Genomic DNA, 26,706 nt, shown 5'->3' on the forward strand with positions numbered 1-26,706 from the left:
AAGTGGGAGAATCATCATGCAAAGAACATTTACAATCACTGACGAAGACGGTATCCATGCTCGTCCGGCAACTGCCTTGGTTAACACTGCGACAAAATTCAGCGGTGTAGAATCCTTTGCTGAAGCTAACGGCAAAAAAGTAACTTTGAAATCCATCCTGGGCGTACTGTCCCTGGGCCTGGAAAAAGGCGATACGATCACCATCATCTGCGAAGGCGGAGACGAGGCAGAAGCCCTGCAAGCGCTGGAAGATGTTATGGTTAAAGAAGGGCTGGGCGAAGTAAATGCTTAAAATCTCCGGGATCGCTGCCTCGGCAGGCATCGCTATTGCCAAGGCGTTTATCTTGGAGCACCCTAATTACTCTGTAGAAAAACGCACGGTAACGGATGTCGAAGCGGAAATCGCGAAGCTGGACGCCGCATTGGCCCAGTCGCAATCCGAGCTGGAGAAAATCAAGGAACGGACCCTTCAGGAAATGGGGGAGAAGAAGGCTGAAATTTTCGCTTCCCACCTCCTGATCCTGAACGATCCTGAGCTGATTGATCCGGTTAAGGCTAAAATTAAAGACGAACAAGTGAATGCAGAATTTGCGCTGGATGAAACAGCGTCGCAATTCATTGTCATGTTTGAAAATATGAAGAGTGAATATCTGCAGGAGCGGGCGGCTGATATGCGCGACGTTACCAAACGTGTGCTGAATCACCTGCTCGGACTGAAGTTTATGAGCCCTGCTGAAATCAGCGAAGAAACAATTGTGCTTGCAGAAGATTTGACACCTTCCGACACAGCGCAATTGAACCGTAAATATGTCAAAGGTTTTGCGACAAATATTGGAGGTCGTACATCACACTCCGCTATTATGGCACGTTCGCTCGAAATCCCGGCTGTAGTCGGTACAAAAAACGTTCTTTCCCAAGCAAAAAGCGGTGATTTGATCATCGTTGACGGTTTGGATGGAGACGTATTTGTGAATCCGAGCGAAGAGCTGGTTGCCGAATATCGTCAAAAACAGCAGGCTTATGACAAGCAGCGCGAAGAATGGCGAAAATTGCGCGATGAAGCGACCGTATCGACAGACGGCGTTCACGTCGAGCTGGCCGCCAACATCGGAACACCGAACGACGTTACAGGTGTGCTTGAGAATGGTGGAGAAGGTGTAGGCCTGTATCGTACGGAATTCCTGTACATGGGACGCGATAAGCTTCCTTCAGAAGACGTACAGTACAATGCCTACAAAACCGTTCTGGAGAAAATGGAAGGCAAGCCAGTCGTTGTCCGTACACTCGATATCGGCGGCGACAAGGAGCTTCCTTACCTGGACCTGCCGAAAGAAATGAACCCGTTCCTGGGCTTCCGGGCGATTCGTCTTTGCCTGGACCGCCAGGATATTTTCCGGACACAGCTGCGTGCTCTGCTGAGAGCAAGCGTACACGGCAACCTGCGTATCATGTTTCCTATGATTGCTACATTGGGTGAATTCCGTGAAGCTAAGGCAGTTCTGCTGGAGGAGAAAGCGAAGCTGGCTTCCGAAGGTGTTGCGGTGTCCGAGGAAATTCAGCTGGGCATCATGGTGGAAATTCCATCAACGGCCGTTCTGGCCGACCAGTTCGCGAAGGAAGTCGATTTCTTCAGTATTGGTACCAATGACCTGATTCAATATACGATGGCGGCAGACCGTATGAACGAGCGGGTATCTTACTTGTATCAGCCATACAACCCTGCGATCCTGCGTCTGGTTAAAATGGTTATTGATGCAGCTCATGCAAATGGCCGTTGGGCTGGCATGTGTGGTGAGATGGCAGGGGATGCTACAGCGATTCCATTGCTGCTCGGTCTTGGACTTGACGAGTTCAGCATGAGCGCAACATCCATCCTGCCTGCCCGCAGCCAGATTTCCAAGCTGTCCCGCGCGGACATGGAGAAGCTGGCCGCTCAAGCATTGGACATGCAGACAGCCGAAGAGGTTGTGGCATTGGTTCAAAGCATTGAAGGTTAAAATCTTATCCGTTTTTCACAAGGTGTTATCTTTTTCCAAAACATACTCATGCTGAGTCCTTCAGCAACCGGTATTCCTAAGGGGATACCGGTTTTTTTATGTGGGGCGTACCCGGATTCTTCTTCCGATCGCTGTTGTCCCCGGATTTCCTGAATTGTATTAGATAAGGGTAGAAATCCGGGGACAAAGGCGAACGCTTCGCTTCTTCAGAAGAATTCCGGGCACTTGGCAGGGGAGTATCTTCCTTGAACGCTTCGCTTGTTTAAAGGATGCTTTGAGGTTTGGGCTGGGTTCGAGGAGAATCAACACAATGTTGGATATCTGGGTAAGTAAGAAACGATTAAACGAACATAAGAAATGGAGGGGTGGACTCCCCTCCATAGTATTCGGCAACTGGCTGGTATCCTGGCATTAATTTAACTAGCGCAGTCTCTGTGGTTTTGCGCACCTAGCGGCTTGTTGTATTACCGGATTAAACATTATCCGTTTTCAGCGATATTGAGCAGATCTGCGGCAACTTCTTTTTGGCTCTCTGGAATGGTATTCACCCATTCGCGGAGAGCCGATTTCATGCTGCTCTCCGTTAGCTTCTTCGTTTCCATTATCACCTTGAGCTGTGGCGACAGATCCAGACCTTCCTGTTCACTGATATCAGCCGCCATGCCGACAACAGTGGAAAACTGGCACTGGCGATGGTCTTCGAGGCTGCATGCCGTGCTCAAGTCATACACTTTCTCATTGTCTGGTTGACTCATACGATTGGCCTCCCCAGGCTTTCAGTACATCCATGCGAAACCTTGAGTTCAGTTCCGTCGCTTCCTTCCGGGCAAGTTCTAATGTCTCCGGATCCGGTTCTTCGTTGACTTTACGCGAGATTTGAGCATAACGGGCTGCCACCCATTCAAGGTCATCCGGTGTGACAATGCCATTCAAAAGTTTATGGCGCGCTTCACGGATTTCAGGCAGCACCTGTTTAATTTCTTCGCGCATCTTCGCGTCCAGCAGCTGCAGATTCTCAGGCGCGAAACGAATCCTTTCCAAGCCATTCGCATGTTCTTCTGATCGTTCAAGCCGTATTTGAACTTCGGGATGCTCTAAACCGTCTGCTCTGGCGAAGCGGAGCGCTTCTTTGAGTGATGCAGCGATCGCAGTCAACTCCGGTACAGGTTCGGCTAACTTTTTCTGAATAGAGGAAATACTTGCCGCATATTTGGCTAAAACCTCACGGTCTTTCTCCGGTGTGGCGGCCAGCTTCTCCGGTGTTAAATCGTACTCCAACAAAGCAGCGATCTCTTCACGGGCAGTCTCTGCATCCCCGGCTTTGAGCGCAGCGGAAACCGCCGACAAGTGGGCTCTGGTACACGGGATACAGCCGACCGAAACATGCATGTCCGGCGCATATTGGCTGTACGGCCTCGCTGGTTCAGACAGGCTTACCGTTTCCGTTAAGTCGATGTAATTTCCTCTTTGATTACTCATAGTTAGCCTCCTTCATAGTTGTCGGTCTCATAATAAAAGTTTTTGTAAGGCTGTCTGCTCAACATTCACCACTAGTAATCAATCAAGTGCCGCCTTTATTTGCACGCAACCCCCCCTAATCTTTCGTGGAATAATATGAATAAGACGGAGGTTTCCGTCGAATTCCGAAACTAGGCGGCTTACTGGCGTAACAATGGCCAACATAGCTCTTGCAGATTTTCGTCCGCACTGTTTAATGAGTTTACTATTGTCGTAAGATGTCAAAATTTTAATTAATTTTTCATATGAGAACAATTTAACAGGATTTTTTTACCTCGTGAATAGGGAAAAAGAACCATTTTAGGAATAATTGTATATTCGTAACATACAATGTTACTTAATGAGATCTTGTCGATGTTAATGAGATTTACGGCGAAAACGAGGAAATACACATCATTTATCAGAAATTGGGAGGTAGTAGCGATTGGAGGAATGCTTCGTTATCGGAGCGTCTCAAACGTTCAAAAGGGTGTCCCAAAAGGTCCATGGACCTTCTGGGACACCCAGAAATGGGGAATGGATTAACTGCAGGCGCAGTTCAAAACCGGCTTGCGTGCGGCGGTGGTTTCATCCAGGCGTGTGACCACTGTAGTATAAGGAGCATTGATCACCAGCTCCGGATTCTCCTCCGCTTCCTTGGCAATGCGAATCATCGTATCTATAAAGCCGTCGAGTGTTTCCTTGCTCTCTGTTTCGGTTGGCTCGATCATGATGCATTCCTCCACATTGAGCGGGAAGTATACGGTCGGCGGGTGGTAGCCGAAATCGAGCAGTCTTTTGGCGACATCAAGAGTGCGAACGCCGTATTGTTTCAAGCCCCGGCCTGACATTACGAATTCATGCTTGCAGACACCCGGATAAGGGATCTCATAGTAGGGTGCCAGGCGGTGCATCATGTAGTTGGCATTCAGCACGGCATTTTCCGATACGGCACGTAAGCCGTCTGGTCCGTAAGTGCGGATATATGCATAAGCACGGACGAGAATGCCGAAATTGCCGTAGTACGCTTTTACTCGGCCGATAGAATTGGCCTGCTCCGTATCCCAACTGTACGTGTCATCCTCGTTTTTAACGACCATCGGCTTAGGCAGAAAAGGAACAAGTAGCTGCTTGACGCCGACTGGGCCTGCTCCGGGGCCGCCTCCGCCGTGTGGGGTACTCATCGTCTTGTGCAGATTCAAATGCACAACGTCAAATCCCATGTCGCCCGGGCGGGTGATGCCCATAATGGCGTTGGAGTTAGCTCCGTCATAATAAAGCAGTCCTCCCGCTTCATGCACGATTTCCGCAATTTCTGTGATCTGTTCTTCGAACAGTCCCAACGTATTCGGATTTGTCAGCATGAGCGCGGCGGTGTCGCTGCCAACGGCGGCGCGCAGGGCGTCCAGGTCGACAAGTCCCTTAGCGGTCGACGGAATCGTGACCGTCTCAAAGCCCGCAACCGTCGCGCTCGCCGGATTGGTTCCGTGCGAGGAATCGGGCACAATGACTTTGGTGCGGTGCTCGCCGCGGCTTTCGTGATAAGCGCGGATCATCATCAGGCCGGTCCATTCGCCATGGGCTCCGGCAGCAGGCTGCAGTGTTACGGCATCCATGCCTGTGAGTCCCGCCAGATCGTTTTGCAGCGTATACAGCAGCTCAAGCGCGCCCTGAATGCTTTCTTCCGGCTGATAAGGATGGATTTTCGCTAATCCGGCATAACGAGCAACGTCTTCATTTACTTTCGGATTGTATTTCATCGTACAGGAGCCCAGTGGATAAAAGCCGTTATCTACGCCGAAGTTGCGGCGGGACAGCTCGGTGTAATGACGGATTACGTCCACCTCATAGACTTCCGGCAGCGCGGCAGGCTCACTGCGTAGCAGCTCGGACGGAATGAGCTCCTCCGCCGGACGGCGCGGAACGTCGCATTCAGGCAGCGAAAAGGCAACGCGTCCCGGACTGCTCAGTTCAAAAATCAGCGGCATATCGTGTTCGGATTGAGTCATAGCAATTCCTCCAGCACAGATGCGAATTGGTCAATCTCTTCTTTGCTTCTTTGCTCTGTTACGGCAATCAGCATGTGATTTTTATACTCCTCGTAGTCTCTGCCCAGATCATAACCTCCGATGAAACCGGCATCCAGAAGACGCGATTGCAGGTCCGACAAATCTGTGTCCTGCGGCAGAACGAGCACGAACTCGTTAAAGGTCGGGGACGTGAACGGTGTCGTAACCCCAGGCAGGGAGGTGAGGCGTTCAAAGGCATACCGGCTTTTGTGGAGGTTTAGCTCAGCGACCTCAATCATGCCATTTCTCCCCATAACGGACATGTAGACAGATGCAGAGAGCGCCAACAGCGCTTGGTTAGAGCAAATATTGGACGTCGCCTTTTCCCGGCGGATATGCTGTTCGCGTGCTTGAAGGGTCAGGACAAAGCCACGCTTGCCGTTGCGGTCCTTCGTTTGGCCGACGATTCTTCCCGGAATGCGGCGCATATGCTCCTGCGACACGGCAAAGTAACCGCAGGTCGGACCGCCGAGCGAAGAGGAGATGCCAAGCGGTTGTGCGTCACCGACTACGATGTCAGCGCCCAGTTTGCCCGGTGCTTCAAGCAGACCGAGTGAGAGCGGATTGGAACTGACCACGAGCAGGCCTTTCTGCGCATGAATCAGTTCGGCCATCGGGCGAAGATTTTCAATAGAACCGAAGAAGTTAGGATTCTGAACCAGCACGGCGGCGGTATCTTCGGTTACCGCTGCAGCGAGCGCTTCAAAATCCGTTACACCGTTTTTGCAGCCTACTTCAACGATGTCCAGGTTAAGGCCGTGCGCATAAGTGCTCAGCACCTGACGGGCCTCGGGATGAACCGCACGGGATACGACGAGCCGTTTGCGGCGTGTGGCGGCTGCTGCAAGATTGCCAGCTTCGGCCAGCGCGGTTGCTCCGTCATACATACTGGCATTGGCTACGGCCATGCCGGTCAGCTCGCATATATAGGATTGGAATTCAAAAATGGCCTGCAGTTCACCTTGGCTTACCTCCGGCTGATACGGGGTGTAGGCGGTGTAAAATTCCGAGCGGGAGATGACATGATTGATGACAGAAGGAACATGGTGATCGTAGATGCCGGCTCCCAGAAAGCTGGCATGGGTTTCGCTGCTGGCATTTTTGCCAGCCAGCGCGGACATATGACGGGTCAGGGCCCGTTCATTCAATCTGGAAGAAACGGGAAGATCTCCCCGGAAACGAATCTTTTCAGGAATATCCTTGAACAGGTCCTCAATGCTGTCAGCGCCAACAGTACGAAGCATTTCGGCGCGATCCTGTTCGGTCATCGGTAGGTATCTGTGCTGATTCATTGACTGCGCTCCTTTCAAAATCCGGTTGAACCGGCCATCTCTATTTCGTGCGTTTATAAAACGGTGCCTTGATAATTTCAGCCTGCAGGCGTTTGCCTCTAATTTCCACTTCAACCTGCGTGCCCAGCTCTGCAAAGCGGCTATCGATTAACGCAAGTCCCAAATTCCGTTTAAGCGTAGGGGATTGTGTACCTGTCGTCACTTCGCCAATCTGAGCGTCCCCGGCGAAGACGGGGTAATGGGAACGCGGAATGCCGCGGTCCAGCATTTCCAGGCCGACCAGCTTGCGTGGTGTTCCCTGTTCTTTCTGGGCCAGCAGTGCTTCCTGTCCGATAAACGGACTTTTATTCAGCTTGACGAAGAAACCGAGTCCCGCTTCCAGGGGGGAAATCGTGGAGGACAGTTCCTGGCCGTACAGCGGGAGCTTCGCTTCAAAGCGCAGCGTATCCCGGGCACCAAGACCAGTCGGCACGAGACCATGCGCTTCACCTGCTCTCATCAGTCCCTGCCAGATCTGTGGGGCATCCTCGGCGCGGCAGTAGATCTCGAAGCCGTCTTCTCCGGTATATCCTGTGCGGGATACGAGCGCGGAAGCGCCGAATAAGCCAACATGTTCATGAAAACGGAAGGAGCTGAGTGAGGCCACGTCGCGATCCGCAGCACCGGATATAATTTCGGCTGCTACTGGCCCCTGCAGGGCCAGCAGCGCGGTCTGATCCGATACATTTTCCATATGCAAATCCGCTGGCTTATGCTGCAGCAGCCATTCCCAGTCCTTCTCGATGTTGGAGGCATTCACAACGAGCATGTAGGAATCGCTGCTCCGCTTGTAGACAAGCAGATCGTCAACGACTCCCCCGTCGGGATAACACATCAGTGTATACTGGGCCTGGCCGTCTTCAAGCTGGGATACGTCGTTGGTGGTTACATGCTGCAGAAAGCTTTCCGCACCAGCGCCTGTAACGTTGAACTCTCCCATATGGGAGACATCGAACAGTCCGGCACGTTCCCGTACAGCCTCGTGTTCCTTTTGAATCCCGCTGAACTGGACAGGCAGATCCCATCCGCCAAAGTCAATGCAGCGCGCGCCGGGGTAATCGGCATAAAGCGGGTACAGCGGTGTTCTTTTCAATGCGGTCAAGTTCATTCACCTCACAAAAGTGTTGGCAATGCTGTGGAAACCAAAAAAGGACAGGCCAAAGAACGGTAAATAGCTTCCCAGCTATTCCATTCTTCAGCTCTGTCCTTGATACCTGAGAGTTACCCTGTATGATGACAGGTTTCCCCTTGGGTGACCCGCTGCCGCGGATTCTCTCCAGAGTCGCGTCCGGTAAAGGTCCTTTTGCCTGAGAGATTCACCGTTCGTCGGCTTACTCCTTCGGCGTTACCTGCTGATCCCGCGGATATCCTTCCCGGAATGTCGGTAATCTCTCCCTATACGTTCATCCGCAATAGAATCTATAAACATTAATACGCGATCACCGAGGATATGTCAATAAATTTGTCATATTTTTAGTTTAATCCCTAAATGTAAGCCATTACCCTTCCTACAGTGCTTCTATCCGGAAAAAAAGACGTGATTTTCTGTAAGCTATATTGACATTTAAATCTTGCTTAGCTTAATCTTACGTTGAAAACGAGAAGGCGCAAAGAGCAGGTTAAGCAACGATCAAGTCTTTTCATGGTGAGAAATTCCAGTGGAAATGGAGCGGTATACATGAGCGAAGTTAAGGAAAATTATTTGTACAGTGAAGAGCATGAATGGGTAAAAATTACGGAAGAAGGTACCTTGCTGGTCGGCATTTCCGATTTTGCCCAGCATCAGCTTGGCGACATTGTATTTGTCGAACTGCCTGAACAGGGGGCCGCGCTGGAACTCGGTGCAAGCGTTGGTACGATCGAATCGGTAAAAACGGTATCTGATCTGTATGCGCCGGTGAGCGGCACGGTGATTAAAGTGAACGAGTCGCTGCAGGACTCGCCCGAGCTGGTTAACAGCTCACCGTATGAGGAAGGCTGGATGTTTGAGATTCAGATTGATGGAGACGTGAATGATGCAGTGAGCAAGCTGCTGAGTGCGGAAGCATACAGCCGCCTCGTAGAAGAGGCTTAATAGGATATTTGTCCTATATTACAGCTCGTCCTTCAAAAAACGACATGAAGCTGGTTTTGTTTTCTCAGGAATGTTAAGAAGCATGGATGCTGTTATGCCTCATTATAGGAGATACAGCAGCCATGCTTTTTGCTGTTTTGGCCGTCAAATTGCAATAATGAAATGTTGTGTGGGAAATTGCGGTTAATAACGTGGATGTCCGTTTATATTAAAGATAGGCTTTCGTTAATCACCTGGCCGGAGGCATTAAAATGAAGTATAAAATCTTAAATTTAAATTTTGTCATCAAGGTTCATGACGAAATTGCATTTTCATTTTATTGATGGAGATACCGTTTTCAATTAGGATGAAATAAGCAAAAGGATATGAGGCCTTTTACCTAAGGGTTTGACAAAATCACAAAAAGCGACAAATAACTTCGTTTTAGTATCGAATTTTGACGAATCCTTGCTTAAAGGTTTCAATACATTGAGGAGGTTTTTAGAATGAGTTCAGTGGACGCTAAGTCCGGAAACGGCGGAGGCCTGCGGGTCGGCGTGCAAAAATTCGGACGCTTTCTGAGCGGTATGGTTATGCCGAACATGGGCGCCTTTATCGCCTGGGGGTTAATCACGGCCCTCTTTATTCCAACAGGCTGGTTCCCGAATGAAACATTTGGAGCGTTGGTCGGTCCAATGATTACGTACCTGCTGCCGCTGCTTATTGGTTACACGGGTGGTACCATGGTACATGGTCAGCGTGGTGGCGTGGTCGGCGCGATCATGACCATCGGTGTCATTGTCGGCGCAGACATTCCGATGTTCCTCGGCGCAATGGCTGCAGGCCCCTTTGGTGCCTGGGTAATCAAACAGTTTGACAAAGCGGTTGAAGGTAAAATAAAGTCCGGTTTTGAGATGCTGGTCAACAACTTCTCCGCTGGTATTATCGGTGGGGCGCTTGCACTGCTTGCGCATACAATTATAGGTCCAGTTATTCAAGCGATCAGCAGTGTGTTATCTGCTGGTGTACAGTTTTTGATGGATGCAGGACTTCTGCCGCTCGTTAACCTGCTCATTGAGCCGGGTAAAGTATTGTTCCTGAACAATGCTATTAATCACGGCATTTTGACACCACTTGCAACCGAGCAGGCCTCACAGATGGGCAAATCGATTTTGTTCATGCTGGAGTCCAATCCTGGTCCAGGTCTTGGTATTCTGCTTGCTTATTGCTTCCTGGGTCGCGGAACGGCTAAAGCTTCCGCTCCAGGTGCAGCGATCATCCACTTCTTTGGTGGTATTCATGAGATCTACTTCCCGTACATTCTGATGAGACCGATTTTGATCCTGGCCGCAATGGCAGGCGGTGTTGCAGGTACGTTTACATTTATGATTACAGGCGCCGGTCTGGTAGCAGCTCCTTCGCCAGGAAGTATTTTCGCTTACTTCCTTATGACACCAAAAGGCGGTTATCTGCCGATGCTGGCGGGTGTCGTTGTAGCAGCGGTTGTATCTTTCGTTATTGCAGCTATCCTGCTCAAAACCGGTAAGCAAACAGAAGAGAGTCTGGAAGATGCCGCAGATCGTATGAAAGATATGAAAAATCAAGGCAAAACAGGTAATGCAGCCGTGGCAGCCGATAACCGTGAAGCGGATCGTGCCGCAGCAGTAGCTTCCAGCAATGTGAAAACAAATGTCAACAAAATCGTATTCTCCTGTGATGCGGGTATGGGATCAAGCGCAATGGGCGCATCCATCCTCCGCAAGAAAATGAAGGAGGCCGGCGTGGATGTGGTCGTAACGAACACGGCAATCAGCGAAATTCCGCAAGACGCCGACATCGTTATTACACAGAAAACGCTGACTGACCGTGCCAAAACGGTTGCGCCGAAGGCGGAGCATATTTCCATCGACAACTTCCTGAAGAGCCCTGAATATGAGGAACTCGTGGAACGTCTGAAAAAATAACTCGTAATACGCCTATCGGCAGAGCTTTCCAGGTCAATCGCACAGGCAGTTCAAGAGCGAAATCGGGAGGAGCAGTATCATGAACATTACCAAACGACAAAGCGAAATCCTTGAATTCCTGCTGCAGCAGACCAGAGAGGTGACGGCGGGCGACATTGCCGCCCGCATTAATGTCAGTACGAGAACCATTCTCCGCGAGCTAAGTGCGGTGGAGAAATGGCTGGAGCCCCATGGGGTAAGGCTGGAGAAAAAATCCGGGATCGGAATCCATTTGGATGCCGATCCCTCTCGGCTTTTCCAGCTTCGCCAGCAACTGTTCCGTTCGGAATCGGTGGAGTATTCGGCGGAAGAACGAAAAATTTACAGCTTGTGCATGCTGCTGGATGACAGCGAGCCGATCAAGCTGTTGTCGCTGGCGGCAGATTTAAAGGTGACGGTGGCTACCGTCAGCCATGATCTTGACGAGCTGCAATCCTGGATCGGCAAGCGTGGGCTTACCCTGGTGCGCAAGCGTGGATACGGTGTACAAATTACAGGCAGAGAATCGGACATCAGACGCGCCATTTCCGAGCTTGGGCTAGAGCATTTGGATGAATCCGACTTGTTTGGAAGGGACACGGTCAGACATTCATCTCATGCTATGGATAAGCTAATGGAATTGATTGGAAGAGATGTGATGCTGACGGTGGAAAACGCTCTGTGGCAGCCTAATGAAAAATGGCTCGAGAACATGGTGGAGAGCAAGTATATGGAACTGCTGATCCAGCTCTCGGTGGCCGTTGCCCGAATCCGTCGAAGCTACGGGGCAGAGCGGCTGGAATCGGAAATGCTCCTGGGCACAGGCACTAATGAAGAAGAGGAGAAGATTCGTGCGGCGATGGTTGAGCGCATATGCGATGAATTGTCGGTTGCGCTGTCTCTTCAGTTTTCGGAACAGGAGAAACGGTATTTTAGAAATTTGTTCCGTTCCGCCGAGGATCGCTCGACAAGGCTGCTGCCGCTGGATGACCTCGTGCTGCTGGAAATTGTGAATGAGCTAATCCGTCGGGTGGAGGAACGCGCAGGTGTGCATTTTGGAGAGGATCGCCTCCTGCGTGAAGGGCTGATTGCCCATGTTGAGCCGGTATTGCAAAGGCTGAAGGATGGAAGCTCCATCCGCAATCCGCTTTTACAGCAGATCCGCAAGGATTACACCGATCTCTTTGAAGCAGTCAAGGGGGCGGTGGCGGGCATAACCGAGCTGGATGTGCCTGATGAAGAAGTGGGATTTCTGGTCATGCACTTTGGCGCTTCCATTGAACGTTTCCGCCAGTTGCAGCGAGAGGTGCGCGCCATTGTGGTATGTACCAGCGGAATCGGCTCTTCCAGGCTGCTGGCGACACGGCTGGCAAAGGAGCTCCCGCAAATCAAGATCGTGGACCGCGCTTCATGGTTCGAGGCGGCTCGAATCCCTAAGAAGGATTATGATCTGGTCATTTCTACCGTCGATCTGCCGCTGGAGAAGGACCGGTATCTGAAGATCAGTCCACTGCTGACGCAGGAGGAGAGTGACCGCCTGCGTCATTTTATCCAGAACATAACACTCAAGAAGGTTAGCGGTAGGCAAGGGCAGGTTGTAGAACCGAACCAGGGATTGGGGTGGCTGGTCGGGTTGAAGGACAGTCTGCAAGAGATTGTGCGGATCGTGCAGAATTTTCATATTTATCCGCTGGATAACCGGGAAATGGATATGAATGAGGTTTTGTACGCCATGTGTATTTCCGAGGTCGGACGGGGAACCGTCCATGATCCGGAAGCCGTGGCTGAACTTCTGGCCGGAAGAGAGCAGCAGGGCAGCCAGGTGATTCCAGATACACCGCTTGCCTTGTTTCATACACGCAGCCGACACATCCGCACGCCTTCGCTTTCGCTGTACAGGCTGAGCGAGCCGCTGGAGTTGGAAGGAGCACAAGAAGCGGTAAAACAAGTGCTGTTAATGCTGGGCCCGCGTGAGCTGTCCAAGGAAAGCCTGGAGGTGCTCAGCGAGATCAGCGCATTGCTGCTTCAAGGAGAAATGATCACGCTGCTGGAATACGGAAGCCGGGATGAGATCACCAGTTATATGGCAGATCAGTTGGCTGATTTTTTTCGCAGCAAATTAGAGACAGGGAGGACCATACAATGAGCATTATGTCCACAGACAAAGTAAAAATGAACGCAACAGCGAGTGACAAATACGAGGCTATCCGCATGGCAGGCCAGATCCTGCTGGATGCAGGCCATATTACGGAAGCATACATCGACAAGATGGTTGAGCGTGAGGAAATCGTGTCCACTTATGTAGGCAACGGACTGGCGATTCCGCATGGAACGAAAGAATCCAAGGAATTTATCAATTCTACTGGCATCTCCATTATCCAGTACCCGCAGGGTGTGGATTTCAACGGGGAGAAAGCATATATGGTGATCGGCATCGCGGCACAGGGAGGAGAACACATGGAGATTCTGACCGGAATCGCTGTGGTATGCTCCGAAGAAGAGAATATGGATAAGCTGCGTAATGCGACTTCTGCACAGGAAATTATCGACTTGTTTGAAAGCGAGATGGAACTATGAGAGCGGTCCACTTCGGAGCAGGGAACATCGGACGTGGATTTATCGGATTGCTGCTGTCGCGCGCCGGATATGAAGTGATTTTCTCTGATGTTAACGATACACTTGTGTCCGAGCTGCGCAGCCGCAAGCAGTACACTGTGGAATTGGCCAATGATGCCAAGGATACCGAAATCGTAACCAATGTAACCGCCATTGACGGAAAAAATGTGGATGAGGTGGCCAGTGCGGTAGCGACTGCGGATTTGGTGACCACTGCGGTTGGTGTCAATATTCTCAAGCATATCGCACCGGGAATTGCCAAAGGCATTACGCAGCGCATTGCCGATGGAGCGTCCCCGCTTCATGTGATCGCCTGCGAAAATGCAATCGGCGGCAGCGCACAACTGAAGGAGCATGTGTTTGCGCTGCTGGAAGAAGATGTCCGTGCAAAAGCGGAGACTTCCATCTACTTCCCGAACGCGGCTGTAGACCGGATTGTTCCGATACAGCACCATGAAGATCCGCTGCATGTGCAGGTGGAACCATTCTATGAGTGGGTGGTTGACCGTTCTCAAATGGCTCCGGATCATGCGGAAATCGAAGGTGTGCTGTACGTCGACAACTTGGAGCCATATATTGAGCGAAAGCTGTTCACTGTGAACACAGGACACTGTGTTGCAGCTTACCTTGGTTATGTGGCAGGCTTCGAAACGATACAGAGTGCCATTGCCGACGAGAAGGTAGTTGCATCTGTGCGTGGAGCGCTGGAAGAAACAGGCGCTGTCCTCGTTAAACGCTTCGGTTTTGATCAGGCGGAGCATGATAAATATATTAACAAAATTTTGGGCCGGTTCATCAACCCGAACCTGACCGATGAAGTGAGCCGTGTGGGCCGCTCGCCGCTGCGGAAGCTGTCCCCGAATGACCGTCTCGTTCGGCCAGCTCTGCAGGCTTATGAATATGGCATTAATCCGGATCATTTGGCTCTCGGCATGGCGGCTGCCTGCAAGTTCAATGTGACTGAAGATCCAGAAGTTGTGGAATTGCAGGAAGCCATCCACAACGAGGGCTTAGCAGCTGCAATTACACGTTATACTTCAATCCCGCAGGATCATCCTGTGCATCGTCAAATTTTGGAGCAATACGAGACATTAAACGCATAATATGACTTACTGAACAAAAAGCATTTGGGCCCCTCATGTGGGGGCCTGAATGCTTTTTTATTACATATAAGCCTGATAAGCCTGAAAATCGGTATTCTAAGCCCATTTATGTCGAGCAACCCGCAATATGACATAGGATAGAGGAGAACATCATCCACAAGCTGGAATCAGGCAAGCTAGTATAGCAGGAAAGAAGTCCGATAGATAAGCTGCCGGAGTGAAGGTATACGAAAGAAGCTCATGAAGCATAAATGGTAGTATGGTCCATGGACAGAAGCGGCTTATCAGGTTATTATGTGATTTTTAAAGCGGCTTTTACCCTTATGCTTTAGATTGAAAATATGGTGGTGATGCAAATGAGAAACGAAGCATCTCTGATTCCGGTATACAGCGGCCGGGATCTTGGTTTGACTTATACGAAGGATGATTGTCTTTTTAACATATGGGCTCCCACAGCGGAGCGTGTCGTTCTTGCTTTATACGAAGATGCAGGTCAATATAATGAACACGGAAATGTGACAGATCATGGCGGAGGCCGCGAATTTCCAATGACCCGGAATGAATATGGTGTATGGTCGGTGCGGCTGCAAGGGGATTGGAAAGGCTATTTTTATATGTATCAGGTTACTGTGGCGGACAGAGAGCCGCATTATGTCGCAGATCCGTACAGCATTGCTGTTTCGGCGAATGGACAGCGTTCCGCCATTGTCGATTTGGATGATACGAACCCCAGCGGTTGGGAAAATGACGTCCGCCCACGGCATGGCGATCCGGTGGACGCCGTCATTTATGAGCTGCATGTGCGGGATTTTTCGTCCGATCCGGCTGCTCCTTTTGCATACGGGCGCGGAGGCTTTCGGGCCTTCCTGCAAAGTGGACTGAAGGATGCGCAGGGCAACAGCATCGGTATCGATCATCTGCAGGAGCTGGGTATTACACATGTGCATTTACTGCCTGTCTCGGATTACAAGACGGTGAATGAGCTGGCGGTGGCCACCGGGGATCGTTCAGGCTATAACTGGGGCTATGATCCCCAGCATTACAATGTGCCTGAAGGCTCCTATGCCAGCGACCTTGCCGATCCGGCTGTGCGAATCCGCGAGTTCAAGCAGGTTGTGCAGACATTTCATGCCGCAGGCATCGGTGTCATTATGGATGTGGTGTACAATCATACCTTTACTGTGGATGACGGGCCGTTTGAGCCGATTGTTCCCGGCTATTTTTACCGTACCGATGAGCATGGAAGACTTTCCAACGGTTCGGGAGTAGGTAATGAGCTTGCGACAGAGCGGCCGATGGTCCGCAAGTATATCAAAGATTCGCTGCGATTCTGGGCCAAGGAGTATCATGTGGACGGCTTCCGTTTTGATCTGCTTGGCCTGATCGATACACCTACGGTGGAAGAACTTACGAAAGAGCTGCGCAGTGAAGTGTACCCCGGCATGATGATTTATGGGGAACCGTGGACTGGCGGAGATTCACCGCTTCAGCACAAAACGCTTAAAGGATCGCAGCGTGGCAAAGGATTTGCCGTATTCAACGACAATTATCGCACGGCGATCAAAGGGGACAGCGACGGCTACGGTACAGGATTTTCCAGCGGTGCCTGGGGCAAGGAAGATGATGTGGTGCAGGGAATCCGTGGGGCGATATATGATTTTACTGAAATTCCTTCGGAAACGATCAACTATGTTACTGCTCATGATAATTTGAATTTATGGGATAAAATGATTACGATCCGCCATCTGCGTCATGCCTGCTCTTTCCCGGATTGGAATCAGGGGGTGCCCGTGGACGGGCGGAGTGCCGCGGAAGCGGTTAAAGCCGCAGATCCTTACCATGGAATTTCTGAAGAGCATCTGCTGAAAGAAGAGTCGGTGCGCCGCTCGCTGCTTGCCAACGGTATGGTTCTGACCTCACAGGGCGTTCCGTTTATCCATGCCGGCGAAGAAATGCTTCGTTCCAAGTACGGGGATCATAACAGCTACCGCAGCGGCGACGAGGTCAATGCCATTCGTTGGGCGAATAAAGCCCGTTTTCTGCCTGTTTTCAAATACTATCAGGGATTGATTGCGTTGCGGCGAAGTCACCCGGCTTTTCGCATGACGACCCGGGGGCAGATCGAACGGCATCTGGAAGTATTGCGTGCCTCCGATCATGTGGTCGCTTTTCGGCTGCACGGGCATGCCAATGGGGATAGCTGGAGAAATATTGTGGTCATTTATAACGGCTCTGAGCGGGAAGAAACTATGTTTCTGCCTGCCGATTCAGAGCGGTGGCATATTGTTGTTAATGATTGCCTGGCAGGTACGGAGACACTCTCGATTGCAGAAGGGGACAGGGTGACGATCCCGCGCTGGTCGATGATGGTGCTGCATGATGATCCACTATCAGACCAGGATGGGGCTACAGACAGTGAAATGCTCAGAGAGGAAGAGCAGACTGAATATTTCCGTATGGTCGAGATGTGCTACGAGCGTCCAGACAGACGATATGAGGGGTGGAACGTCTGGGTATGGGGGACTGGTATGCAGGATGGACATGTTCCGCTTATTTTGACCGACGACGGACGGGCCATAGCCCGTATTCAAGTAGCGCCTCGTGTGCGGAAGATTGGCTATATTTTCAGGCTGAACCAATGGGAGGACAAGGATATCGATCTGGACCGCTACCTGGAGCTTGGTGACGGGAACGAGACTGTCCGGGTTATCATTCGCAGCGGGACGGTGGCGATACAAGCGGTATAAAGTGAACTTCGAGATAGTTTCTTTGTTTTTATCTGGTATAGGTGTCAATGCCCTGTAAAATGGTTAAGGTATATTTATGGGCTCGTTATGCTTGCAGGCTTGCTGCTTCAGACAGTCCTATTGTAAGGCATTGCTGCTTGTGAAGAGAACCAGAAGGAGGTTATATACTATGGCTAGCGGTAACAAAGGCAATCAACTGACAGCAGAGCCGAGAACAGAGACGAAAGGCTCGGCGCTGCGCAAGCTGAGATTGAATGGCCGTATTCCAGCGGTCGTGTATGGCTCCGATATGGAGGGGACTCCGGTAAGTGTGGATGCCAAGGAATTTAAGAAATTGATCCGGACAGGACGTTCGGAGATGTTTGATCTTGTCTTGGAAGGCGGCCGCAAGGTGCCGGTGCTGATTAAAGATTATCAGGAGCGTGACGGCAAAGGGCTGCATGCTGATTTTTTGAAAATTTCCAAAAACAAGCCGATCCGTGTCCGCATAGCCATCGACTACCAAGGTACTGCGGAAGGCACCAAAACAGGCGGCATCCTGCAGGTGCAGGAAACAGAGCTTGAGGTCGAGGCGCTGCCGGATAATCTGCCATCCGTGATTGAGGCGGACATCTCAGCTATGGCAGTTGGTGACAAATTGACAGCGGGAGATATCAAGCTGCCTGACAAAGTACATCTGATCTCCCCCGCAGAAGAGCTGCTCGCTTCCATCGTCATTCCACGTGCGGTTGAAGCGGAGAATGAAGCGGCTGAGAATACGGCAGAGGAAGAAAGGGCGACAGAAGAGGGTTCGTAATATAGACTGATATCCCCAGGTATCTCCGAAGGTTGAATGCTCAGTGAGTGGGGGAGAAAAACAGTTAGAAGTATTCCCGAGCAAGGGAATACTTCTTTTTTGTATCTTGTGAACGCAAAAACGACACTGAAGGAGAAATGGACTTATGACACACAACGCGACCTTTGCCGGCGGATGCTTCTGGTGTATGATGTGTTATGTTTCATTACGCTGATTTACACTATAAGACAAAAATTAAGTTCATTATCAAAATGTTATTGACAATATACAGAATAAAAATTAACATCGTCAATAAGAAAGCCATTATCATCTTAGTGAAATGCCAACAATCTGACATGCACAGGAATGGCTGAGGCTCCATTATCGTAAGACAACATGAAAAGGCTGCTGAAAAAGAGGGGTTTGACTATGATTCAGTCGTTCGACCGGGCGATGCAGGTCATCCAACTGCTGACCTCTGATTCCAAAAGAAGCTACTGGCCGATTTCGGATATTTCCGACCGACTTGGCCTGCCGCTTAGCACTACCCATCGCTTGATCGCTACATTGATGAAGCATGAGTTGGTCAGCCAGGCTGCCGAAACGAAGCACTACACCATTGGCCCCCGTTGGATGGAAATCGGCCTGCGCCAGTTGGAGCAAATGGATTTGCGCTCCGCTGCACGGCCTGTGATGGAGAGGCTTGCGGAGGAAGTCAAGGAAAGCATCTATTTAAGCATTCCAAGCGGTCTGTATGCAATTCTGATTGAGCGCATCGATAGCCCCTCAAGCTTAAAAGTCATTGATACGCTGGGGCAACGCATAGATATGCATATTGGAGCGCCGAACAAAACGATGCTTGCTTCCATGCCGTCTGCTGAGGCGGAGGAAATTCTGGCTGTTCTTATTTCCGATCCGGCTGAGCGCGGTAAATTGTTAAACAGGCTCCCTGAGATCAGGGAAGCTGGCTTCTGTGTCAGCTACAGTGAACGAACCGAAGGAACAGCCTCTGTCGCTGCTTCAATCATCGGTTTCGGACAGAAGGTGGTCGGTTCACTTAGCATCGGGGTCCCCAAAGGAGAAATACCCGAGGCCAGACTGGATTATCTCAGTAAAATGGTGATCAATTCGGCCAAGGAAATCTCGGCCAAGATGGGCGGTTTGAAGACCGCCATTTATTGATTCTTGTTTTTGGAAAGTGTTTCCGCATTGCGGAAAAATGCTGGATCACTTTCCGATTGTACTGCTCTAACTGCAGCATCTCTTCTTATCCTCTAAGCATGATCACACTACAGTAGTAATCCTTACTACCAGACACTTATATCACTTATATCAACCCACCATAGAATGACTTATCCCACACCATGAGCATACGGAGAGTAATTAAATGCATTTTAGCAGGAACCGCTGTACCGGCTCCTTCAAGTGATCGGTATGTGGCGGTTAGCCGCAAGGAGTGGAGAAGATGAAAAAATGGTCAACACCGGACCAACTCACCCGGCTGCTCGCTGACCTTATCCGTATTCCCAGCATTACCGGCAGCCCGTCCGAGAAAGAGTTTCCTCTTCTGCTTGCGCAGCGGATCAGAGAGCTTGATTATTTTCAGGCAAGCCCTGATTTGGTGCAAACCCATCACCTGGATGACGGGAATAGCGTATTGACCGCATTGGTCCGTTCGTCAAAGGCTACCGAGAGTACGGTTGTGCTGCTTAGCCATTTTGACGTGGTGGACGTGGAGGACTACGGTGAGCTCGACGGGCAGGCTTTTGAAATGACAGCGCTGACGGAGCATTTTCGGGCCAATCCCGGGCTGCTTCCCGAGGATGCCAGGGAAGATTTGGTCAAGGGTGACTGGGTGTTTGGCCGGGGCGTCATGGATATGAAATGCGGGCTCGTCCTGCATTTGTCGCTACTGGAAAGGGCGTCTCTTGATGAGTTTGAAGGTAACATCCTCCTGCTGGCCGTTCCCGATGAAGAGGTTAATTCGAGCGGCATGAGGGCGGCGGTAAGCATACTGGCACACCTTGCGCAGTTGTATGGCTTGAACTATAAGCTGTTTTTGAATTCGGAACCGATGCTTTTTCAGAATGCGCAAGATCCAAACCGGTATATATACACGGGGACGATCGGCAAGGTGCTCCCCGGTTTTCTGTGCTTTGGCAAGGAGACGCATGTCGGCGAGTCGATGGCAGGACTGAACGCTAATTACATGGCATCCCAAATTACTTGTGAAATTGAGCTGAATACCACTTTTTGCGAAAAGGTGGACAGTGAGGCGACATCACCGCCGACGAATTTGATTCAACGCGGACTGAAAAAGGAATATTCGGTTCAGACTCCGTTTCGTGCGGTGACGCTTTTTAACCTGCTTACGATGAACAAGACCGCCGATGAAGTGAAGGAACCGCTGCTGACGGCTGCCAGACAGGCGGCCCGGCGAATGGAGGAAGCCTATGCGCAAAAGGCGGAGTACGCCTTGTCCCATGGCGGTATGGCCATGAAGGACTTGAAGATCCGAACACTGACGTATGATGAGCTGTATGATTATGCTTGCCGTACGAAAGGAACAGAACGGGTAGAGCAGCTTATGGATCGCCTCGTAGCTGACAGAGGAACGGCAGACGACCGCGATGTGGCAATCATGCTCACGGATGAGCTGGCGCTGTTGTGCAAAGAGCTGACGCCGATGATTGTTCTGTTCTTCGCCCCGCCTTATTACCCCGCCGTGTGCTCCAGCGGCAATCCGTTCGTCGAGAAGGTGGTTGAAGACTTACAGGCCTTCGCGGGTGCGGAATGTGATGTGGAACTGACAACAAGGCATTATATGCCGGGAATTACTGATCTGAGCTACACCAGCGCCGCGGATGTGGCATCCCTGCAATCCCTGGCCAGCAATATGCCGAATTGGGGGCGTGGCTACAGCATCCCAATTGAGGATTTAAAGCGTATCTCTGCGCCTGTGTTAAATGTGGGACCGGTTGGAAAAGACGCGCATAAATGGACTGAGCGTCTGGACCGCGCCTACGCCTTTGATAAGCTTGCGTTGATGCTTCCGGAAGCCGTTCATGCCGCATTCCGCAGATCCTTTGAGGCTGCTGGTGGGGCTTCGGCCTCGGCTATTTGAGATCCAAATGCCTACGGTATTATTTGTGCTGAAATCGATGTTTAAACGGTAAGACCAATAACTGAACGCTGCTAACACGGCTTTAGGAATGGGGTGCATGATGTCTACAATGGAATCCATCATGGAGCAGACGGAGCGCCTGGGGGCGCATAATTATCATCCGCTGCCAATCGTCATTGCCCAGGCGGAAGGGGTGTGGGTAACCGATCCGGCCGGGAAGCGGTACATGGATATGCTAAGCGGCTACTCTGCCCTGAACCAAGGGCATCGCCACCCGCGGATTATAGAAGCGCTGAAGAGGCAGGCGGACCGGGTTACGCTGACTTCGCGGGCCTTCTACAACGAACCGCTGGCGGAGCTGCTGGAGCTGCTGACCGGTCTGACCGGCAAGGAGATGATCCTGCCGATGAACACGGGGGCGGAAGCGGTCGAGACTGCCCTCAAAGCAGCCCGTCGCTGGGGATACCGGGTGAAGGGAATTCCCGACAATCAGGCGGAGATCATAGTGTGTCAAGGTAATTTCCACGGCAGGACGCTGACCGTTACCTCGTTCTCCTCGGAGTCTGCGTACCGCACGGAGTTCGGTCCGTTTACACCGGGCTTCCGCATCATTCCGTACGGTGATATCGATGCGTTGAAGCAAGCGATCAGCCCCAGCACGGCAGCCTTCCTGCTGGAACCGATCCAGGGGGAAGCGGGGATTGTGATTCCGCCGGAAGGTTATTTGCAGCAGGTTCGCAGTCTGTGCTCGGAGCACAATGTGCTGCTGATGGCGGATGAAATCCAGACAGGGTTCGGCCGGACAGGTCGGCGGTTTGCCTGTGACTGGGAGCAGGTTGTGCCCGACGTGTACATTATGGGCAAGGCGTTGGGTGGCGGTGTGCTGCCGGTATCTGCGGTTGCCGCAGACCGCAGTATTCTTGGCCTGTTTGAGCCCGGCTCTCACGGCTCGACCTTCGGCGGCAACCCGTTGGCAAGCGCGGTCGCCGTGGCTGCCCTCAAGGTGATTGAGGAAGAAGGGCTGGCAGAACGTTCGCTGCGTCTGGGAGCACGACTGCTTGAACGATTACAGAGATTGGATCATCCCGACATTGTGCAGGTACGCGGTCGCGGGCTATTTATCGCTATCGAGGTGGGTGGTCTGGCGCGTCCATACTGCGAACGACTGCAGCAAGAAGGGCTGCTCTGCAAAGAGACCCATGATCATGTGATCCGATTGGCCCCGCCGTTGACGATTTCCGAACTGGAGCTGGATTGGGCCATCGAGAGAATAGAGCGCGTGTGTCAAAATTAAAAAAACCTCGTTTCCATCAATCCTTCCCGTAAAACTGAAGTCATCGGGCGTGTATCCAAGGCCATTGATTTCATGGATTAATTGCTGTAGTTTACGCAGCTCAAGTTGATTTTCGAGAAATGGTAATTGTGCGGACGTGCAAGCGCCAAAGTATTTGACTGTGGAGGTGACGCGAGTGACCAGATACATCGCCAGAAGAGCACTTACCGGCACCCTGATCGTGCTCGTATCCATTTTTCTCAACTTCATGCTGATTCATTTGGCTCCCGGTGATCCTGTCAGCATCTTATCCGGGAAGGACAGCCCTTCCCCTGAAATGGAGGCGGCGCTGCGCGCCAAATACGGCCTGGATCAGCCTGTGCTGGTGCAGTTTGGCGCTTATATCCGGACGCTGCTTCAGGGCGATTTGGGAGAATCCATTCTCAGTGGCCGTCCTGTAGCGGAAATGATAGGGGAGCGCATCGGACCCACGCTGCTCCTCGCGCTGACAACGGCGATTTTGTCGGTCATCATCGGCACGGCGCTAGGCATTCACTGCGCAAGACGGCAGGGCTCGAAGCTCGATACAACGCTGAGCGGCGTATCCTATCTATTCGACGCGATGCCGCCGTTCTGGCTCGGCATGATGTTCATTCTTGTATTTGCGTCCACACTCAAGCTGTTCCCGACAGCGGGCATGGTGGACATGCGGGCTGATTATGAAGGAATACAGTATGTTGCGGACGTGCTTAGGCATCTGTTTCTCCCCGCTCTGACGCTCACGCTGCTGAATATCCCTTATTTTTTCCGGATTGCGCGCGCTTCGGTCATTCAGGTCATGTCCGAGGATTTCGTCACGACCTTTCGTGCAGCAGGCATGAAGGAAAGCCGGATTTTCAGCAAATATATCTTCAAAAATTCAATTCTTCCGACGGTGACGGTATTCGGCATTATGCTTGCTTATATCATTACCGGTGTAGCCATTATTGAAATTGTGTTCTCCTGGCCAGGTATGGGCAATTTCATGATGAATGCCATCTCCCGCCGCGACTATCCGCTGTTGATGGGACTCTATCTGATTTTATCCGTATCGGTGGCCGTCAATATGATTCTTACGGATATCGTTTATGCATGGATCGATCCCCGGATCCGCTATAACTGAGTCCGTGAATGGGGGAAGTCACTTTGTGCCGCAGTCTGTGCACGCCGCTGAAGAAGGAGGATGAACAACGATGGAAATCACACGCAGGCCGCATACGCTGCAGCGCGTCTTGCAACATATCAACTCTGTAACACAGCTAAAGGCAGGGCTAGTCATCCTCTGTCTGCTGCTGGTGATGGCGGTATTTGCCCCGCTGATTGCGACCCATGGACCGCAGGAGCTGACGGATGACCTGACCGTACCGCCTGGCAGCGGGCATTGGCTTGGAACGGATGGGCTCGGGCGGGACGTGTTCAGTATGATTGTGTATGGAGCCCGTACCTCGCTTGTCATCGGCGTGACCGCTGCGCTCATATCCGGCGTGATCGGCACGGTGCTGGGCGGAATTGCGGGATTTTACCGCGGCAGGACCGACACGTTATTGACCGAGCTGAACAACGTCTTTCTCATGATGCCGACTTTTTTTCTCATTCTGATCGTCATCGCTTTTTTCGGCAGCAGCATGCTGAACGTCATGATTGTCATCGGGCTTACCAGTTGGGTGGGCAACGCCCGTCTGATGCGGGCCCAGGCGATGTCCCTGCGGGAACGGACCTTTGTGCTCAGCTCGTTTGCTGTAGGTGAGAGCCGGACAAGAATATTGTTCAGACACATCATGCCTAATGGAATCTTCCCGATTATTGCCAATACGACGATGAATATTTCGGCTGCCATTCTGACAGAGTCCAGTTTGAGCTTTCTCGGCCTGGGAGACCCGAATATCGTAAGCTGGGGGCAAATTGTATACAATGGCCGATCCTATTTGACGAACGGCTGGTGGATCTCAACGTTCTCTGGCCTGATGATCGTAATTACGGTGCTAGCCTTTTATCTGCTCGGCGATGGACTTAACAAGGTGCTCAGCCCGAAGCTACGCGACCATAATTGATCAACTTAGGGAGGTGCACGATATGACACTTTTGCAAATCCGCAATTTATCGGTTGTCTATCATAATGGAAGCAGGACGGTCACGGCTGTAAACGGAGTAACGCTGGACGTCGAGGAGCAGGATTCTGTAGGCATCGTAGGGGAATCAGGCTCTGGAAAATCTACGCTGGCCATGGCACTGCTGCGTCTCCTGCCCGGCCGGACGGCAAAGGTGGAGGGAGAAGTTCTGTTCGGCGGCCAACCGCTGCTGGAACTGGGAGAGCGGGAGTTGTCCTGTTTGCGATGGAAGGAACTGGCAGTCGTGTTCCAGAAATCGATGAACTCTCTCAGCCCGGTTCACCGCATCGGGACGCAAATGGCGGATGTCTACCGACTGCATGAGCATGAGACGAGACTGAGTAAAAAGCAGGTTCGTGAACGGATCATTAAATTGCTGGAATCCGTAAGGCTCCCGGCCAGGGTGTACGACCTGTACCCGCATGAGCTGTCAGGCGGTATGATGCAGCGGGTGTCCATAGCCCTCGGTCTCATGCACCGGCCCAGATTGCTTATTCTGGATGAAGCGACAACAGCGCTGGACGTGGTTACCCAGGGGCAGATCCTTAGAGAGATGATGGAGCTGGAACAGGAGCTCCGTCTCGCCCGCATAATGATCACCCACGATATGTCCGTGGTAGCGGCGGCCTGTAAGAAGGTTGCGGTCATGTATGCCGGCCATCTCGTCGAATTCGGGCCGGTTCAGGATGTCCTGCGACATCCGCTTCATCCTTATACGCAAGGGCTGCTGCGGTCACTGCCTTCTTTCAAGGGTGCTAAGGACCATATCCGCGGTATTCCCGGATCGCTGCCGGACCTTAGCTCTCCGCTGCAGGGCTGCGTGTTTGCTGACCGGTGCGAGCATGCCATGCCGATCTGCCGACAAGCGCAGCCTGTGGACACCGCTTATTCCGGGTCAAGGCGCGTTGCCTGCCACTTAATAGGAGGTGAGGCGCATGCCGCACAATAACGAGTCCATCGTTGTAGTAACAGATGTCAAAAAGCACTTCAAGCAACGCGGACATTCCTTATCTCTGTTCGGAAGAGGAAAAAAAACGGGCACCATCAAGTCGGTTGACGGGGTCAGCTTTGCGCTTGGCAAGGGTGAGGTACTCGGGGTCATCGGGGAGAGCGGCTGCGGCAAATCTACGCTCGGCAAGCTGCTGGTGCACCTGGAAAGCCCGACGAGCGGAGAAATCGGCATTCTGGGTGAACCCTCCGGGGATATGCTGAAGCGCAGCCCACTGGCATTCCGTCGTAAGGCGCAGATCATTTTTCAGAATCCGTTCGATACCTTTGATCCGCGCCATACGATCGCCCGTATATTGACAGACACGCTGCGGCTTCACGGTGTGGGACGAAGTCATGAAGAACGGCTGGTTTTGTGCGAGCAGCGGATGGAGCAGGCCGGGCTGTTCCCGGCCAGAGACTATCTGCACCGGTTTCCCCATGAGTTATCCGGGGGGCAACTGCAGCGTATTTCGATTTTGCGTTCGATGCTGCTGGACCCGTTGTTTCTAGTGGCGGATGAGCCGATCTCTATGCTGGACGTGTCCATCCGCGCCGACATCATCAATATGCTGTCGGATATGTGCAGGAGTCAGAACACCTCTATGGTGTTCATCAGCCACGATATTACAACGACAAGGTATATATCGGACAGGATAGCGGTTATGTATTTGGGACGGTTTGTGGAGATCGGCCCGACCGACGAGGTGCTTCATCGTCCGCAGCATCCGTACACTAAAGCGCTAATCTCCAATTCGGCACCATTGGATGCTACGGGCGAACAGGAGATTATCCGCATTGACGGTGAGCCACCCACTCCGGTGGACACGGGGCCAGGCTGTTACTTTTACGACCGCTGCTATCAGCGGCGGGAGGAGTGCAGGCTGCATTATCCCACCTATCGGACGGTGTCGCCAGAGCATCAGGTAGCATGTCCTTATTCTTCCGCTGATGTAAGTTCATAAGCGGCGACCCGTAGAGCGGCATAACAGACCACCAACTTTG

General features: G+C 51.7%; 21 protein-coding genes and 2 riboswitches. Of the genes, 16 read left to right on the top strand and 5 right to left on the bottom strand.

Going from position 1 to position 26,706, the window contains the following annotated elements; translation table 11 throughout:
- Nucleotides 1-16 precede the first annotated feature (16 nt).
- Both OIN60_RS00390 and ptsP read left to right on the top strand, forming a co-directional pair.
- A complete protein-coding gene (locus OIN60_RS00390; RefSeq protein WP_305752887.1) occupies nucleotides 17-292 on the top strand; it encodes an HPr family phosphocarrier protein in 276 nt (91 codons plus the stop codon).
- Nucleotides 285-1,997, top strand: coding sequence for a phosphoenolpyruvate--protein phosphotransferase (gene ptsP, locus OIN60_RS00395; RefSeq protein ID WP_305752888.1), 1,713 nt, complete (start codon nucleotides 285-287; stop codon nucleotides 1,995-1,997). Before OIN60_RS00390 ends, ptsP begins: the two co-directional genes overlap by 8 nt.
- A gap of 479 nt (nucleotides 1,998-2,476) precedes the next feature.
- Here ptsP and OIN60_RS00400 read toward each other — a convergent pair whose 3' ends face one another.
- From OIN60_RS00400 to gcvT, 5 genes are all read right to left on the bottom strand, one after another.
- Nucleotides 2,477-2,752 carry a hypothetical protein gene (locus OIN60_RS00400; RefSeq protein WP_305752889.1) on the bottom strand — a complete coding sequence of 92 codons (276 nt, stop codon included), beginning with the start codon at nucleotides 2,750-2,752 and terminating at the stop codon, nucleotides 2,477-2,479.
- Nucleotides 2,733-3,476, bottom strand: coding sequence for a hypothetical protein (locus tag OIN60_RS00405; RefSeq protein ID WP_305752890.1), 744 nt, complete (start codon nucleotides 3,474-3,476; stop codon nucleotides 2,733-2,735). The genes OIN60_RS00400 and OIN60_RS00405 overlap by 20 nt, the downstream gene beginning before the upstream one ends.
- Nucleotides 3,477-4,036: 560 nt before the next feature.
- Complete coding sequence (gene gcvPB, locus OIN60_RS00410; protein WP_305752891.1) at nucleotides 4,037-5,503, bottom strand: aminomethyl-transferring glycine dehydrogenase subunit GcvPB; 1,467 nt, start codon at nucleotides 5,501-5,503, stop codon at nucleotides 4,037-4,039.
- On the bottom strand, nucleotides 5,500-6,855 hold the full coding sequence (gene gcvPA, locus OIN60_RS00415) for an aminomethyl-transferring glycine dehydrogenase subunit GcvPA (protein ID WP_305752892.1): 1,356 nt from the start codon (nucleotides 6,853-6,855) through the stop codon (nucleotides 5,500-5,502). Before gcvPA ends, gcvPB begins: the two co-directional genes overlap by 4 nt.
- A gap of 40 nt (nucleotides 6,856-6,895) precedes the next feature.
- A complete protein-coding gene (gene gcvT, locus OIN60_RS00420; protein ID WP_305752893.1) occupies nucleotides 6,896-7,996 on the bottom strand; it encodes a glycine cleavage system aminomethyltransferase GcvT in 1,101 nt (366 codons plus the stop codon).
- Nucleotides 7,997-8,085: 89 nt separating this feature from the next.
- Nucleotides 8,086-8,179, bottom strand: a riboswitch (glycine riboswitch).
- A riboswitch (glycine riboswitch) is annotated at nucleotides 8,180-8,301 on the bottom strand.
- 271 nt (nucleotides 8,302-8,572) lie between these two features.
- Here gcvT and gcvH point away from each other — a divergent pair.
- The 14 genes from gcvH (at nucleotide 8,573) to OIN60_RS00490 (ending at nucleotide 26,666) form a co-directional block, all read left to right on the top strand.
- On the top strand, nucleotides 8,573-8,968 hold the full coding sequence (gene gcvH / locus OIN60_RS00425) for a glycine cleavage system protein GcvH (protein ID WP_305752894.1): 396 nt from the start codon (nucleotides 8,573-8,575) through the stop codon (nucleotides 8,966-8,968).
- 485 nt (nucleotides 8,969-9,453) lie between these two features.
- Nucleotides 9,454-10,911, top strand: coding sequence for a PTS mannitol transporter subunit IIBC (locus OIN60_RS00430; protein ID WP_305752895.1), 1,458 nt, complete (start codon nucleotides 9,454-9,456; stop codon nucleotides 10,909-10,911).
- 79 nt (nucleotides 10,912-10,990) lie between these two features.
- A complete protein-coding gene (locus OIN60_RS00435; RefSeq protein ID WP_305752896.1) occupies nucleotides 10,991-13,075 on the top strand; it encodes a BglG family transcription antiterminator in 2,085 nt (694 codons plus the stop codon).
- Entirely contained in the window at nucleotides 13,072-13,506 is a 435-nt protein-coding gene (locus tag OIN60_RS00440; protein WP_305752897.1) for a PTS mannitol transporter subunit IIA, read from the top strand. The genes OIN60_RS00435 and OIN60_RS00440 overlap by 4 nt, the downstream gene beginning before the upstream one ends.
- Nucleotides 13,503-14,648, top strand: a complete 1,146-nt coding sequence (locus OIN60_RS00445) for a mannitol-1-phosphate 5-dehydrogenase (RefSeq protein WP_305752898.1) — start codon at nucleotides 13,503-13,505, stop codon at nucleotides 14,646-14,648. Before OIN60_RS00440 ends, OIN60_RS00445 begins: the two co-directional genes overlap by 4 nt.
- Nucleotides 14,649-15,004: 356 nt before the next feature.
- Nucleotides 15,005-17,395 carry a type I pullulanase gene (gene pulA, locus OIN60_RS00450; protein WP_305752899.1) on the top strand — a complete coding sequence of 797 codons (2,391 nt, stop codon included), beginning with the start codon at nucleotides 15,005-15,007 and terminating at the stop codon, nucleotides 17,393-17,395.
- A gap of 169 nt (nucleotides 17,396-17,564) precedes the next feature.
- A complete protein-coding gene (locus OIN60_RS00455; RefSeq protein ID WP_305752900.1) occupies nucleotides 17,565-18,191 on the top strand; it encodes a 50S ribosomal protein L25 in 627 nt (208 codons plus the stop codon).
- 408 nt (nucleotides 18,192-18,599) lie between these two features.
- Nucleotides 18,600-19,352: an IclR family transcriptional regulator gene (locus OIN60_RS00460; protein ID WP_305752901.1), complete on the top strand. Its 753-nt coding sequence runs from the start codon at nucleotides 18,600-18,602 to the stop codon at nucleotides 19,350-19,352.
- Between the two features lie 283 nt (nucleotides 19,353-19,635).
- Complete coding sequence (locus OIN60_RS00465) at nucleotides 19,636-21,294, top strand: M20/M25/M40 family metallo-hydrolase (RefSeq protein WP_305752902.1); 1,659 nt, start codon at nucleotides 19,636-19,638, stop codon at nucleotides 21,292-21,294.
- A 100-nt stretch (nucleotides 21,295-21,394) separates the two neighbouring features.
- Entirely contained in the window at nucleotides 21,395-22,588 is a 1,194-nt protein-coding gene (locus OIN60_RS00470; RefSeq protein WP_305753171.1) for an ornithine--oxo-acid transaminase, read from the top strand.
- Nucleotides 22,589-22,763: 175 nt separating this feature from the next.
- Complete coding sequence (locus tag OIN60_RS00475; protein WP_305752903.1) at nucleotides 22,764-23,729, top strand: ABC transporter permease; 966 nt, start codon at nucleotides 22,764-22,766, stop codon at nucleotides 23,727-23,729.
- Between the two features lie 70 nt (nucleotides 23,730-23,799).
- Nucleotides 23,800-24,657, top strand: a complete 858-nt coding sequence (locus OIN60_RS00480) for an ABC transporter permease (RefSeq protein ID WP_305752904.1) — start codon at nucleotides 23,800-23,802, stop codon at nucleotides 24,655-24,657.
- 22 nt (nucleotides 24,658-24,679) lie between these two features.
- A complete protein-coding gene (locus OIN60_RS00485; protein ID WP_305752905.1) occupies nucleotides 24,680-25,663 on the top strand; it encodes an ABC transporter ATP-binding protein in 984 nt (327 codons plus the stop codon).
- Nucleotides 25,650-26,666, top strand: coding sequence for an oligopeptide/dipeptide ABC transporter ATP-binding protein (locus OIN60_RS00490; RefSeq protein WP_305752906.1), 1,017 nt, complete (start codon nucleotides 25,650-25,652; stop codon nucleotides 26,664-26,666). The genes OIN60_RS00485 and OIN60_RS00490 overlap by 14 nt, the downstream gene beginning before the upstream one ends.
- Nucleotides 26,667-26,706: the final 40 nt, after the last annotated feature.

Source organism: Paenibacillus zeirhizosphaerae (assembly GCF_030705605.1).
GTDB lineage: Bacteria > Bacillota > Bacilli > Paenibacillales > Paenibacillaceae > Paenibacillus > Paenibacillus zeirhizosphaerae.